13 protein-coding genes are annotated in these 15,370 nt (G+C 48.6%); 3 read left to right on the forward strand and 10 right to left on the reverse strand.

Features of this window, described 5'->3' with window-relative positions; all coding sequences use genetic code 11:
• Nucleotides 1-103: 103 nt before the first annotated feature.
• The 10 genes from E7747_RS15815 to E7747_RS15860 all read right to left on the reverse strand — a co-directional run bounded on the left by E7747_RS15815 (nt 104) and on the right by E7747_RS15860 (nt 9,725).
• Complete coding sequence (locus tag E7747_RS15815) at nt 104-1,177, reverse strand: GNAT family N-acetyltransferase (RefSeq protein ID WP_136416961.1); 1,074 nt, start codon at nt 1,175-1,177, stop codon at nt 104-106.
• A 243-nt stretch (nt 1,178-1,420) separates the two neighbouring features.
• Nucleotides 1,421-3,124 (reverse strand): SulP family inorganic anion transporter, encoded by a 1,704-nt coding sequence (locus E7747_RS15820; RefSeq protein WP_136416963.1) that lies wholly within the window; start codon nt 3,122-3,124, stop codon nt 1,421-1,423.
• A 251-nt stretch (nt 3,125-3,375) separates the two neighbouring features.
• Nucleotides 3,376-4,224: a 50S ribosomal protein L11 methyltransferase gene (prmA, locus tag E7747_RS15825; protein WP_136416965.1), complete on the reverse strand. Its 849-nt coding sequence runs from the start codon at nt 4,222-4,224 to the stop codon at nt 3,376-3,378.
• A gap of 64 nt (nt 4,225-4,288) precedes the next feature.
• Entirely contained in the window at nt 4,289-4,576 is a 288-nt protein-coding gene (locus E7747_RS15830; protein WP_123613307.1) for a hypothetical protein, read from the reverse strand.
• 27 nt (nt 4,577-4,603) lie between these two features.
• Nucleotides 4,604-4,945 carry a hypothetical protein gene (locus E7747_RS15835; protein WP_123613306.1) on the reverse strand — a complete coding sequence of 114 codons (342 nt, stop codon included), beginning with the start codon at nt 4,943-4,945 and terminating at the stop codon, nt 4,604-4,606.
• Nucleotides 4,946-5,077: 132 nt separating this feature from the next.
• Entirely contained in the window at nt 5,078-5,275 is a 198-nt protein-coding gene (locus E7747_RS15840; RefSeq protein ID WP_123613305.1) for a YtxH domain-containing protein, read from the reverse strand.
• 96 nt (nt 5,276-5,371) lie between these two features.
• Nucleotides 5,372-5,569: a YtxH domain-containing protein gene (locus E7747_RS15845; protein WP_123613304.1), complete on the reverse strand. Its 198-nt coding sequence runs from the start codon at nt 5,567-5,569 to the stop codon at nt 5,372-5,374.
• A 173-nt stretch (nt 5,570-5,742) separates the two neighbouring features.
• Entirely contained in the window at nt 5,743-8,007 is a 2,265-nt protein-coding gene (locus tag E7747_RS15850; RefSeq protein ID WP_136416967.1) for a cation:proton antiporter domain-containing protein, read from the reverse strand.
• Between the two features lie 37 nt (nt 8,008-8,044).
• Entirely contained in the window at nt 8,045-8,761 is a 717-nt protein-coding gene (locus tag E7747_RS15855) for an MgtC/SapB family protein (protein WP_123613302.1), read from the reverse strand.
• Nucleotides 8,762-8,834: 73 nt separating this feature from the next.
• On the reverse strand, nt 8,835-9,725 hold the full coding sequence (locus tag E7747_RS15860) for a hypothetical protein (protein WP_136416969.1): 891 nt from the start codon (nt 9,723-9,725) through the stop codon (nt 8,835-8,837).
• A gap of 248 nt (nt 9,726-9,973) precedes the next feature.
• Between E7747_RS15860 and tamL the strand changes: the two genes are divergently transcribed.
• The 3 genes from tamL (at nt 9,974) to E7747_RS15875 (ending at nt 15,300) form a co-directional block, all read left to right on the forward strand.
• Nucleotides 9,974-12,319 carry a translocation and assembly module lipoprotein TamL gene (tamL, locus tag E7747_RS15865; protein WP_136416970.1) on the forward strand — a complete coding sequence of 782 codons (2,346 nt, stop codon included), beginning with the start codon at nt 9,974-9,976 and terminating at the stop codon, nt 12,317-12,319.
• An 81-nt stretch (nt 12,320-12,400) separates the two neighbouring features.
• Nucleotides 12,401-13,075, forward strand: coding sequence for an HAD family hydrolase (locus E7747_RS15870; protein ID WP_136416972.1), 675 nt, complete (start codon nt 12,401-12,403; stop codon nt 13,073-13,075).
• Between the two features lie 95 nt (nt 13,076-13,170).
• Nucleotides 13,171-15,300 (forward strand): sensor histidine kinase, encoded by a 2,130-nt coding sequence (locus E7747_RS15875; RefSeq protein WP_136416974.1) that lies wholly within the window; start codon nt 13,171-13,173, stop codon nt 15,298-15,300.
• Nucleotides 15,301-15,370 lie beyond the last annotated feature (70 nt).

The following is a 15,370-nucleotide window of genomic DNA, read 5'->3' on the forward strand; positions in this document are numbered from 1 at the left end:
ATGTTTTTAGCGGACATCTTCGATGCCCGTTGTGAAATGGCCACGTATTCCCCGCGCCTCGCGGTTATTAAATCATCTTCCTATAGGATTTACCGTATATCAATCACAGCTTGGCCATCACGCGGCAGACGGGCTGGTTGACGGCTCCCATCTGCTGCTTGTAGGGTTCTTCGCCACGGCAGAGGTCGAAATCTCGGACTCCGCGGTCGTAGCACCACTTCATTATTTCCTTGAGCATAAGAATGCCCGGAGCGTGGGCGCGCTGTTCGGTGTCAATGGCAAGTTTGGGCACGACGATATAACCGTCAGACAGATAAAGGAAGGCAAAGGCCGCAGGCTCTCCGTTGATCTCGAATACGAATAGCACTGTCTCGTCGAGTTCGCTGAAACTCCGTGTTTTCATTCCGCCTGAACACTCTTTTCGGGTTTCCCATGAGCATACAAGTTTGCGGAAAAACGTGATGTCACGCTTTCGCCATACGTTCTTACGCATGAAAAACAGACGCCAGATTTTTTTCCAATAATCATTGAAAGGAGGATTTTCGCGCGTGAACACTTTTAGCTCAGATGTCAGATCGCCGTGGGTGAAATGGTTGCTGCGCGTCTTGATGTTGTGGCGCAGTTTCTTGTTGAGCGACATATAGTAGGCATCGAAATCTTCAAAATCGGAGAGTGGTATGTGGTAGCTGCCCCGCTCGGTGTAAGATGCGCCGGGAATGGCCGAAAGCTCCACAGTGAACGGCGTAGAGGGCGGAAGCTCAAACAGGCGCAGCTTTTTGCCGTGATAGCGCCCGCGGATATAGCCGATAAGAGCTTTGAACACATCGGCATGACGCTCATTGTTGTAGACTGAGACAACGTTGTTTATACCTGACGTACGCCATGAAGTCATCTCTACCTTGCCTGATTTATAGACCATCAGCGGCAGAATCGCCATAGCCTTTCCGTCCTTCCTGACAAGAATGTATTCTATATGTTTCAGTCCAAGCCTGACAGCCGGCTGGCTAGAATAATAACGTTCGACAAATTCGTTCCACCGAAAAGTCTGATAGAACGTATATTCAATCCTTGGCAGCCTTCCATCGGCAATCATAGCGGAGGCCAGTGCATCTGACTCCTTCCAGAACGACTCCAAATGCTTTATTGTGTCAAAAACTTCAAATGTAATTTCAAGCATAGACAAATAGAAATTATCACCGGCAGCAACATTGCAACCGAACAATGGCAATGACGCCGGTTAATTGACCACAAATTTAGATTAATTCTCCCACTTTGCCAAATCACGTGGTAACGGACAGTAGCTAAAAATCAGTGGCCGGTCTTGACACAGACAGGCCACTGAAAATAGAAACTATACCTAATATAACTTAACGGATTGCCTTTAATCAGGAGTCAGCGCGTAAGGCTGATGGCTTTCATTTCACGCATTTGCAGCTGAAACGGTCGAGGATGCAGGTGCAATCCTGTTGGCCATCTCTACAGCCTTGGTGATGTGAGAGCAGATATGATCCTCACCTATGAGACGGTTGATTCCGGCATTGACAAGAGCGGTACGCACATTTTCCTTGACACCGGAGAGAACCACATGGATTCCTTCCTCCTGCGAGGATTTAATGAGAGTCTCAAGGTTATGGATTCCTGTTGAGTCGATGAAAGGCACTTTACGCATGCGAATGATTCTGACAAGAGGTTTGCGCCCCATACTGCTGCGCATAAGCTCATCGAACTTGGTAGCCACGCCGAAGAAGAACGGGCCGTCGATTTCATAGACCTCAACCCCCGGATTGACATCAAGCACCTCGTGGTGTGCCATCTCAGAACCTTCGTCGATGTCAAGCTGACCGGAGTAAGCCTTGATTTCCGTATTTTCCATGACACGGCGCAGGAAGAGTATTACAGCCAGCAGCAAACCCATCTCAATCGCAATCGTCAGGTCGAAGATTACGGTCAGAAGGAATGTTACCGCGAGCACGGAGATGTCGCTCTTGGGGTTGTGGAAAATCGAGCGGATCGTACGCCAGCCACTCATATTGTAGCTCACGACAATGAGCACGGCGGCGAGACATGCCATCGGAATTAGATTGATAAGTGGCATGAGGAAAAGGAAAATAAGGAAAAGCACGATAGCGTGGACAACTCCTGCGACAGGTGTACGGCCACCGTTTGTGATGTTTGTCATTGTGCGTGCGATTGCACCGGTGACAGGGATTCCGCCGAAGAACGGCACGATAATGTTAGCCATACCCTGCCCTATCAGTTCTGTGTTGCTGTTAGTGCGTGTACCTGTCACACCGTCGGCGACTGTAGCTGAAAGAAGCGACTCGATAGCTCCGAGAATGGCAATTGTAAATGCCGACGGGAGAAGACGGTTGATAGTCGCCATGTTGAGTTCAAATCCATGAGGCTGCGGGATGTCGGTTGACAACGAACCGAACCGGTCGCCGATGGTCTCGACGCTGATACCCGGCACAACAGCTACGACAGCTGTGACGATTATGATTGCGATAAGCGCTCCCGGCAGACGGCGCGACACCTTCGGAGTTACAATGATGATGGCAAGAGCAGCCAGTCCCACACAAAGGGTAACCCAGTCGATATTACCGAAATTGGAAATATACGCACCCCATTTCGGAATAAATTCGCTCGGGACGTTTTTCAGTCCGAGACCGAAAAAATCGTTTATCTGTGTCGAAAATATTGTGAGTGCAATACCTGCGGTAAAACCGACCACTATAGGATAAGGGATAAACTTGATGACCGTTCCGAGGCGGAAAAATCCGAGAGCCACCAATATCAGACCTGCCATAAACGTAGCCACGGCAAGACCTTCGAGTCCGAAAGAGGCTATAATGTTATAGACAATGACGATGAACGCACCTGTAGGACCACCTATCTGAACCGTACATCCGCCGGCAGCAGAAACAATAAAACCACCGATTATAGCCGTAATCAGACCTACTGTAGGGCTTACACCGCTTGCAATACCAAACGCAATTGCAAGAGGAAGAGCGACGATACCCACGACAATACCGGCCACAAGGTCATTCTTGAACTTGTCTGCCGAATAATTTTTCAATGCCGAAACCAATTTCGGCCTGAAATCAATTGAACCGTTAAAATTCATTTGTATACTTAATCTTTATGGAATAACCAAGTTACTATATCAGCGGATGCGGAGAACAGTGGACAAGAAAGCCGGTCGGATACAATGCTACTCAACACTGTTTTTTAACATATCTCGCGATAAGAATCAATTAAGGCGCAAAATTACATAAAAATTCTTAATTCCGATTAAAAAAATTCGCCATTATAGATAATAACGGCGAATAATTAACAAAAAAGACTACGACAGCATTGGCCGTGGAGTCTGAATTATCATTTTTTCAGTTCAAGCACCAGACAAGACCATCTGTCAAGCGTATGGTGTTCCTTGTAAGCGAGACCCAACGGTTCAGCCACAGCAAGAATCACAGGAATATCCTCTTCATAGAATCCGCTCAGAAGCATTGTCGCACCGGGAGCAAGAGTGGCAGTATAGGCCGGAAGGTCGGCTGTGATTATATTGCGGTTGATATTGGCGATGAACAGCCCGACATTCCCTATGAGCCTGAGAGCCGAGGCATCGCCAAGATGCAGATATATGTTTTCGGCAAAATTAAGACGGACATTATCGACAGCATTGTTGAAGGCGAATTCATCGATTTCAATCGCTTCAATACGTGCCGCACCGCGCATGGAAGCGAGAATGGCAAGGATTCCTGTGCCGGTTCCCATGTCGACAATCTTCATTCCCGACAGGTCCATCGAAAGCAGTTGTCGGAGAATCAGCGACGTGGTGGCATGGTGGCCTGTTCCAAACGCCATTTTCGGATCAATCACAATGTCGTAACGGCATTCGGGGATATCTTTATGAAATGAACTGTGGATGACACACTGGTTGTCAATCACAATAGGCTGGAAATAGTTTTTCTCCCATTCGCTGTTCCAGTCGCGGCCTTCGACAGTGGTTGCGCCGATTTCAAACGCCGTCTCCATCGGAAAATCGGCAATCAGCTTTCTGACGGCATCGGCATTGTATGACTCGGCCTTTATATAAGCTGTCAAGCCCTCAGAATCAGCGACAAAACTTTCAAAGCCGCCATCGGCAAGGACAGCGGCAAGTATATCTGTACGCGTCTCGTCGCACGGTGTCAGATCAAGACGCACTTCAACATAATCGTTCACTTGTTAATATATGCACTATTTTGGGTTATACATTTGATGGTATGGCGGAGTGAGACATCACCAATCAGCGTTTTCCACGCAGGAAACGCATTGTGCGCAGTGCACGGCTGCCGATACGGTAGGTGATGATGGCAATGTCGATATAGCTGAGCGTACCAAGCACCTTGCCAAGAAGACCGGTTTTCGATACAGGACCATAGTCCTTCAGATTTCCGAAATTACGCTGAAGACGGTCGCGCGTTATTTCCATACGGGCGGCCGTATAAGCGCGCATATAGCGGATTTCCTCAAGTGTATAGCCATTCCACTCCGATTTTTCGTGAGGAAGTTGTTTTGTCGTAGTATTACTCATTTTATCGATGTCAGGATGATTGATAAATCAGGGATTGAAAAACAGACGGGAGATAAAGCGTGCAATCGGATTTATGACCAATTGCTTGCGGAATGCAATGACAATACCAAGCAAAAATACATAGAACCCACACATTATAAAATAAGCCCATATCAACCCCGTTCCTGTCGCAATGCAACGCACGATGGCAATCGACAGGAAAAACATAAACAATGAGATAAGCACAAAGCCGATCAGGGCAAATGTGACAGTCGTCAGAAGAAGTGTCAGCTTTTCGGCTGCGGTAAACTTCGCATAGTTGACATTCAACTTGAGCGCGTCCTTGATTTCGGCCCAGAAAGCATGGATTTGATTTTGTTTATCAGACATATAACTAATAAGAACGTGTGAATTATATAATCCCGACTTCAGGCCCGCGCCACATCCGACCAAACGAAAGGCATGGGGATGCGACACGAGCCTGTAAGCTAAATATTCGGGTCGGTATTATACCTTTATATATCAGTCGTCAATTTCAGTTGTAAGCTGCTCGACGAGGGCATCGATTTCGTTGTCGGAACAGATGATACCCTTCTTGCGGAGAAGTTCGGTGATGCGCGCACGCACATCCTCACCCTTTTCAGGAGCGAAAAGGACTGCGGCACCCGCGCCTACGATAGCACCGCCGATAAAGGCATAAAGCAATGACAGATTTGACATATCGGTAAAGAATGTTAATTATGTGTTACAAATTGAGCGTTTATGATTCAGTTGCCGTATGCCGGAAAAACCGGGGGCAACAATCGGTAGAGCGGATTACTTCTTGATTTCCTCGGCGATTTCGTCGGCAAGTTCTTCAAGTTTGCTCTTCTGCAGCTTGATACCCTTGCTTTCGAGATACTTCACGATGTTGTCACGAGTCTTTTCGCCCTTTTCGGGAGCAAGAAGGAGACCAACTGTTGCGCCGGCTACAGCGCCGCCGATAACTGCGAGAACGATGTTTAAAGCTTTCATTCTTTTTATAATTTTTAAGGTTGTTATGAATTTACAATGTTAAAACACTGTAAACAGGAAAAAGTTCACGGGTTGATGGCCTAAAGATACGATGTTTTATCGGTCTTTCCAAGAATCATGCAAAAATGAGGTCTTTATAAGACAAATTTCAGGAATTTCGGACTAATAGCCCCTTAACCTTCGATAGCTGAAATACGCTTCAGATTTCCGACCACCCACACTGTATCGCCTGCGGTGAACACAATCGACACATCAGGCTGCAGATACTCGTCGCCACGCTGGACAGCAACCAGAAGCGCTTCCCATGTGTTGCGGAAATCAGAGCTGACTATTGTCTTGCCAATGAGCGGCGATGTCGGTTTAAGAAGTATGCCTGTGAGCTTCACATCTGTCGAAGTCGCGGATGCGGTTTCATCCTCGCTATTGGCTTCTACCACAGGAAGAAGTCTCTGTATCTCCTCGTCAGTTCCTATCACTCCGAGCACGTCTCCGGGAAAAACTCGTTCGGTAGCACCGGGCACCATAATCATGCGTCCACCACGCTGAATCGACGACACCGAGACTCCATAGCGGCTGCGAAGTCCGGAATTTTTCAGCTGCTCGCCGACAAAAGGACACTGGTAGCCGACGGTCATGTAGGCAAGGTGCATATTGGGGACAAGACGGTTTTTCGCTCCGCTACGGCGCAGCTCACGCTCATTGAGATTGTCGATAAAGCGAGATTCGATTCTGACCATACGCCTGTGGGCTGATTTTGAAAACGAGAGTGCGAGAATAAAGAAGAGCCCCACACCGATAGTCCAGCCGACGGCCATAGAATAGATCGAGCTTAGAAGATAGACCACCAGAATCATAGCAATCAGCAACCTGACGATAGTCATTATGATAAGTGGTACGTCGTAGCGTGCGTTGGCAGCCACAAGACGCTCGCGCTCAGTTTTCTTCGAGGCCGGATAGGTCATGGCCAGCAGAAACGGCGACATTAATATTAGAGCCACTACAGTGGTCACGAAGCGTCCCCACGAAGGGAAAATACCAGTAAAAAGTGGCTGAAGATAGTCGAGTGATATTATACAGAGCGCGATAAGCACCATCGAGTAAAGCACGACGCGCCACAGATAGCGCTTGAAAAGAGACATCCAAAGCTGTTTTGTCGCGCTTGCCGAAGTCGTCGCGTCCTCTGTATATCTGTCAATGAGGAAATGGAGACGCTTTGGCAGATGCGCCTCGACAAAATCACATGCCGGTCCCGCCATACGGATGAAATACGGAGTGGTGAATGTAGTCACCACCGACACTGCAACCACTATAGGATAGATCTGCGGGTCAAGGACTCCGAGCGACATGCCAAGCGATGCGATAATGAAAGCGAACTCTCCGATCTGCGTCAACGAGAACCCCGACTCTATGGCAACCCGAAGAGACTGTCCGGTCAGCAGCATGCCGGTAGTGCCGAAAAATATCATGCCGACAATCACGACCGCCGACAGGAAAAGAATCGGCCCCCAGTATTCGACAATTATATGCGGATTGACCATCATGCCGACCGAGAGGAAAAAGACTGAGCCAAAAAGATCCTTGACAGGAAGTGTGACCTTCTCGATACGCTCGGCAAAGCTCGTCCCGGCAAGAATCGAGCCCATGACGAACGCTCCGAGAGCCAGAGAGAAGCCACACGCCACGGAAAAAACCGCCATACCGAGACACAGTCCCATCGACACGATGAGAAGAGTCTCGGAATTGAGAAATCTCCGCTGGGAGTTGAGAAGCGATGGAAGCACAAACACTCCCACGACAAACCATATTATAAGGAAGAAAGCAAGCTTGCTGACACTGTAGAGCATTTCACCGCCTTCCACACTGTTGTTTATCGCGATTGACGACAGTATGACCATCATTAACACAGCAAAAAGGTCTTCGACAATCAGGACGGCAAACACAAGCGACGCAAATTTGCGGTGACGCAGGTTCAGATCGGTAAAAGCCTTTATAATAATGGTGGTAGACGACATGGATAGCATGCCACCGAGAAAAAGACTGTTGATATGGGAAAAGCCAAGCACATGACCGACCGCAAAACCTGCACCCATCATTCCGCAGACGATAAAAAGAGCCGTGACGACAGCCGAACCTCCGGCATTGACAAGTTTCTTGAAACTGAATTCAAGCCCGAGCGAAAACAGCAGAACCACGATGCCTATCTGTGCCCAGAACTCGATATTGTCTTCCGTACTTACCGACGGAAGATATTCGAAATGAGGACTGGCAAGGAAACCGGCGACAATATAGCCGAGGACAACCGGCTGTTTAAGCCATTTGAACACCAGAGTCGTTACGGCCCCGAGAATCAGTATGAATGCGAGGTCACGGATAAGTCCCTCGACATTGAACGTCTCTGATGCGACGGCGGCGTTTGCGAGAATCAGGTTGAGTATCATAATAGAAAGCGTAATTCATTATAGTGTGTTTCTCCGCTCAGGAGAGATCAGCCTGATTGGAGAGCGAGATTGAGATTGTAGGATGCACATCGTGGAGAGCTGAGAAGACCTCTATGAAATCGGAATGCTCACGGATCAGAATCAGAAGATTGAGCCGCGTGGAATCAGCCTCGTAATCATATTCCACATAGACCCTTGAAAGATGGATATTGTAGCGTTCGAGAACATCGCGATATGGCTTTATGGTCTTCACTATCCCCTTTACCTTGAGCCTGATTGTGCGCGCCTCATTCCCGACATTGACACGATGTTCAATCTGTTCGAGAATGGTAAGCACTACAAGCACCAGTATTGTCGCCACCACTGCAATAAGATAGAGCCCACAGCCCACGGCCATGCCTATGGTCGCGATTATCCAGATGCCGGCGGCCGTCGTCAGACCGCGGACCGACCCTTTCATCTGTATTATAGTTCCCGCACCGAGAAAACCGATACCCGACAGAACCTGAGCGGCTATTCGGCTTGGGTCACCTCGAAGAAGCCCCACTGTCTCCTGACACACATAAATCGAAAGCATCATCGCAATGCAGGCACCCATCGAAATCAGCGAGAACGTGCGCAGTCCGGCCATCTGCCCTTTGCGCTTGCGTTCTATACCTATCACACTGCCGAGAAGCAGACTGAGTGTTATACGAAAAATTGCCGATGTCGTGTTGAGCTCGACATTGTTGACTATGTGCCAGAATTGTTCCATTGTTGTTCAGGAGACTTTTCAGGAGAAAACCGGCCGACGGCACGAAGGCCATCGGCCTGAAAGCTCCTGATGTTTATTTTTTCATCGTAAAGTGACGTGATGTCAGACGGTAGCCGTCGGTGAAAAGCTCGACAGTATAGTCACCGGGGGTGAGAGTAGTGTTGACATCCCAATAGATTTTCACTCCGGGAATCTCCTCGCCGGCATATTCGATGGATTTACGGGCTGTACACGGAATCGACTTACCCTCGAAACTGAACGAGCCCACGCCGCCGAGCAACTGCCCCTCAGGATTGACGAGGCGGAGATAGATGGTCTTTTCACCGACAGGAGTCGAATTGTTCTGGGGGATAGTGAACGTCACCATCAGCTGTTTTGCCTTGGTGATATTTTTTTCTGTCTTGCCGTTTTTCTTGAGTCCTGTCAGTGACACGCCTGTGACATTGAGCTTCTCAGCCAGAGTCATTCGCTCGCTCAGAGTCTCTGCTGTACGGGTAACTTCCTGCACTCGGGATGAAAGGCGTTCATTCAGACTCTTTATTTCCTGATTTTCGGCTCTAAGACCGGCATTTTCCTTATTGAGAGAGTCAATCTGCGCGATATAGTGGCGAAGAAGGCTTTTGAGTGTGGCGATTTCTTTCTGAAGTTCGTTGATGCGAGCCTGTGATTTCACCTTCTCGCTCTTCAATTCCTGCATAAGCTGCTCGACCTTGGCCTTTGCAGCTGTATATTTTGCAAGGATAGTGTCGTTTGCGAGTCGCTGAGCCTGATCCTCATATTGCTGGAACTCGGCATTGAGCACATCAAATTCGTTTGACAGCTGGAGCTGTTCGTTCGAAAGTTTCAATTCCTCATTTTCAAGCTGAGCTTCCTGCACCTGAGATTTCAACGACGCAACCTGCGTCACACCGAAACCGACCGCGATAAGCAATAGGGCTGCCAGAACAATGGTCAAAATGACCATGGGTGACATTTTTCCTTTCATAATTCTATTCAGATATGTTCAATTGATGAAAATTTAGACAAAAATCGGCTGGAAGACATCCCCCCTCAGCCAAGCTGCAAAATTACGAAACCGTCCACTATAATCCAAATCCACGAGCTTAAACTTTGTAACCCACGCATCGAAAAGCTTCTGTTTTCTCTCTGTCTGCTTTTTTGCGACAGGGAACTTGGTTATTTGACAGAGGAAATGTAACTTTGCAAATAATTATGTGTAAATTCACGCATTTTATTGTCGCATTTCTATCAGTGGCCTGTGTTCTGCTCATGTCGGGATGCAGTTCGACGCGTCATGTCCCCCAAGGTTCCTACCTGCTCGACAAGGTGAAAATCGACATCGAGGGAGACAAGGAGGTCACAGGAGATGAACTTGACAACTATCTAAAACAAAGCCCCAACCATAAAGTGCTCGGATTCTGGAAACTGCAGCTCGGGACTTATAACCTTTCGGGTAAAGACTCGACGAAATGGTATAACCGCTGGGTCAGAAGAATGGGACAGCCACCGGTCATATACTCGCAATCACTCACCGACGCATCAGCCCGACAGTTGCGTCAGGCGCTTGTCAATCGTGGCTACCTCGAAGCAAGAATCGATGTCGACACAATAATACAGACAGGCAAGAAAAAAATCGATGTCACATACAATGTCTTTACAGGCGAGCCACGACGCATATCGTCTATCGACTACGAAATCCCAGACACCCTCATCGAACGTATCGTACTTGAAGACTCCGCACTATTTACACTACGCCCCGGCAACCGCTTTGACCGTGACATGCTCGATACCGAACGGACGCTGATAACCCAACGTCTGCGCAACCACGGCTACTATTCGTTCAACAAAGAGTATATCACATTTTACGCCGACACGGCAGAATTTTCAAAAGAAGTATATCTTACCCTGAATGTCATGCCTCCGCGCACCTTGCATGGAGGAAAAATCGTGGCCGACTCACTTTCGCGCCATCAGCAATATTACATCAATAAAATCTATTTCGTCACTAACGGCTCATCCCCGACTGCAAACACCGTTCAGACAGATGCCGATACAGTAATATATCATGACATAGAAGTAATCTACGGGAAAGACCATTACATCAACCCCGGCATACTGCAACAAAAGTGTTATCTTACCCCCGGAAAAATCTATCGTGCGGCAGATGTCGACAGAACCTACGAGGCGCTCGCTCGTCTCGGCATCCTCAAAACAATCAATATTGAACTTGTGCCTGTCGGGGATATAGACGGAAAACGCTGGCTAAACGCCTATATACAGCTATCACGCAACAAAAAACAGTCGATAACGTTTGATGTCGAGGGTACAAACTCTGAAGGCGACCTCGGTTTCGGCATCGGCGCCACATATCAGCACAGGAATCTTGCAAAAAGTTCCCAACTCCTCACCGCCAGACTGAGAGTGAACTACGAAAGTCTGTCGGGATCGTTCAACGGTCTCATAAACGACCGCTACACAGAATATGCAGGCGAAGTCGGAATTACTTTCCCTAAATTCGAATTCCCGTTCGCATCACAACGGCTCAGGGAACGGCTCAATGTAAGCACCGAATTCGCACTGTCGTTCAACTATCAGGAACGACCTGAATACACACGAATAATAGCCGGAGCGGCATGGAAATACAAGTGGGGCAACCGCAGCAACACACGTCGCCACTATTTCGACCTCATAGACATCAACTATGTCTATCTGCCGGAAAGCACCAACAACTTTCTCGACCTTATAGCCCCTGACAACCCACTGCTCCGCTACAGCTACGAAGACCATTTCATAATGAGCATGGGCTACAGGTATTATGACACCAACAAGCGAATCCCCTCTTCGCTGACAAAGACATATACACTGCAACCGACAGTCTACACCCTGCGAGCATCTATCGAGACCGCCGGCAATCTGCTCTATGCCATCTCGTCGCTCACCGACAGCAAACGCCGAAACGGAGCTTACCGGGTGTTCGGCATAAACTACTCGCAGTATGTCAAATCAGAAATCGATTACTCCATCACCCGGAACTTCAACCAGCGCCACTCACTTGCATTCCATGTCGGCGGCGGCATAGGAGTACCCTATGGCAACTCGACTGTGCTTCCTTTCGAAAAGCGTTTCTATGCCGGAGGCGCAAACGGTGTACGCGGCTGGGGAGTGCGCACTCTCGGCCCGGGCAGATATGACTCCCACAACTCCGTAAGCGATTTTATCAACCAGTGCGGCGACATCCGTCTGGACATGAGCCTTGAGTACAGAACAAAACTGTTCTGGGTCCTTGAAGCCGGAGCATTTGTCGACGCTGGAAACATATGGACAATCCACAACTACGAAAATCAGCCCGGAGGCATGTTTAAATTCAACACCTTCTGGAAAGAGATTGCCGTCGCATACGGACTTGGCCTGCGGTTTGACTTCTCCTATTTCCTGCTCCGACTCGATCTCGGTCTGAAAGCCCACAATCCGGCGATGGGACAGGAACAATGGCCAATCATCCATCCCGACTGGCACCGTGACGCCACATTTCACTTTGCAGTCGGCTATCCATTCTAATCCGCCACACATATCTATTATGTAATTCATACATATTATATTAATATTATTCTGAATTGACATATTAAATCAAAGTAACAGATGAAACAGCTCATAATATTCGATCTTGACGGGACTCTGCTCAACACCATCGCAGACCTCGGCACAGCAACAAACCACGCACTGCGTGCATGCGGATTCCCGCAACACAATCTCGCGTCATATCCGAAAATGGTCGGCAACGGAATCACCCGCCTCATCGAGCGAGCACTACCCGAAGACGAACGCACTCCGGAAACCATAGACAAGGTGCGCACCCACTTCAAAGAATATTATGACATGCATCAGACGGATCTCACTCAGCCATATCCGGGTATCAATGATATGCTGCGCGAACTGTCGGAAATGGGAGTAAAACTTGCGGTAGCATCCAACAAATATCAGGCAGCAGTCGAAGCTCTTATCAAGCATTATTTCCCATTTGTGAACTGGCAGGCAGTCGAGGGACAGAAAGAAGGAGTCCCGACCAAACCCGATCCGTCAATCGTGTTTGAAATCCTTGCAAAATGTCCCGCCAGAAAATCCAAGGTGCTCTACGTAGGGGATTCAGGCGTAGACATGGAGACAGCCCGCAGGGCATGCGTGGACTCATGTGGCGTGACATGGGGATTCCGTTCAATCAAAGAGCTTAAAGACCACCATGCCGACAACATCGTCAACACACCCGACGAAATAATACAAGTTGTAAAACGCCCCGGACTTGAACTTTATGTCTAAAGCAACTCCTTGACCGATACGCAATTTGTCAGACAGCACCAACTAAGAAAACAACCGGCTCACCATACCAGCAATCTAAAAACTAACATACAATCATGAAACACGTATATTACGCACTGATCATAGTGCTCAACATAATCTCAGCCATCACTGCCGGAGCGGTCTCACGCAATGACACCAAGGTGCTGACCGACACATTTTATGAGCGTCTCGCCGTCGCGACCACACAGGAAGACTCATTGAGAATCATGAGCAATCTCTTTGACCTCCTGCCACGCGACGAAGGAACGGCCATCGGACTACAGATGTTTGACGTGGCCGACAGAGCAAACGATGTCAGCACGGCTCTGGAGACACTGCGTAACCTTACAAACCGTTACATCCGCAACGACTCTATGCTCGTTGAGCTTTACAACCGCACACTGCGCTACTCCAAACTCGGCAATGAAGAGCAGTATGAAAACAAGCTCGACGAACTCCGCGAGACCCGCACACTGATAAAACTCACCCGCAACATCTGTCAGGCACGGTATTCAGATCCGAAGGAACAGAGGGAAATCCTGAAGGATCTGTTGCAGACCACCACGCTCAATCCTCCGACTAATCTTTATGACAGAATCGTACTCAACCATTCAATCTGCATGCTGTTGTGGCAGATTGGCGCGAGCGACATCCTCACCCATAAACTCGACGAGCTCGGGGCTCTGATAGGTCAGTTGCCCCCTGCTACCATATCAATCCGCAACGCCTACAACGTCCATGCGGCACTGATTTACAGGGATAATATGGAATATGAAAAATCCATGCAGGCCGACATGAAGACGCTTGAAGGCATCGAATCTCTTGAAAAACATTATCGTGAAATCGGACGAATATATCACTCTTTCGATGCCAACCGCTACATTATCTACACGCGTCTTCTTTCCAATTTCCCGATGCTCGCGCCACATGAGATTGAAAAATACTATAAGCTTGCAATGGATCTTGCCGCCAGCGACTATACCTCAGCCGAAACAAATAAGGTCTCTCCCACCCCGCAGATATATTACAATCTTGCATATAAAAATTATGACAAGGCTCTCGGCTACATCAAAAGCTGCATCGACCATCCTTACAACATTCAGGACCGCCGACGGCTGCTGAAACACGAGATCGAATGCGCCGAAGCCGTAGGCGATAACGCAACGCTGCTGAAAGCCGCATGCGAATACAACAAACTGCTTGAGGACAATCTGAGCCAGCGTCTCGATGAGAAATACCGCGAACTGCAGGTGCTTTCCGACAATTCGGAACTGACCAACAACTACAACCAGCTCCAGATAGAGAAGCAACGCGCCGAAGCACGCGCACTGCGGCTCACTGTACTAATCGCCATACTCGCCGCTGTCATACTCCTTATCTCCGTCATCGTGCTTTTCCGTCTGAACCGACGAAACCGTTCTCTCGTCATGACCCTCGACAAATCCAACCGTGAGCTGCTCGAGAAAAGCGAGAACCTCGAACAATCGCGACAGGAACTCGTCAAAGCCCGCGATATGGCCCAGAAAGCCAACAACATGAAGACCGATTTCATCAAGAATATGAGCTATGAGGTGAACGCTCCTCTCAAGGCAATCAATGAATACAGCAAACTGATTGTCGACTGTGCTGACGCGTCAAACCGCAAATACCTCGAACGCTTTACCGCGCTCGTAGAGCTTAACAGCGAGCTGCTCAATACGATAGTCAACGACGTGCTCCACATATCGGAAATCGACAGCAATTCTGTTCCCATCCACAACCGTTCAACCGATCTGAGGTCTCTGTGCACAATGGTGCTTGACGGGGTGCGCCAAAGATTATCGCCACATGTAGTCCTGCTATTCGATGCGGAATCACCGGCCATAAGCCTCTTCACAGACCCTCAGAGACTTCATCAGATATTGCTAAACCTTCTGACAAATGCCGCCAAGTTCACCGCAAAAGGCTCTATCACTCTCTCTTATCGGATTGATGCGGACAACGGGACTGTGGTATTTAGCGTCACGGACACAGGAATCGGAATAAAACCCGACAAAAAAGATGCGATATTTGACAGGTTCGTCAAGCTCGACAAGGATACACAAGGTGCAGGGCTCGGCCTTACCATCTCCCGCATGCTCGCCCGTATAATGGGCGGAGACGTGCAGCTTGACACGAGCTATACCAAAGGGGCACGGTTTATAGTCATATTACCTCAGAAATAAACCGATAACCATATCTGATATACGAAAACCGGCAATCATCCCGAAAAAGCCGGGAGCCGGGAAGCCTGAA

The organism is Duncaniella dubosii, from assembly GCF_004803915.1.
Lineage (GTDB): Bacteria > Bacteroidota > Bacteroidia > Bacteroidales > Muribaculaceae > Duncaniella > Duncaniella dubosii.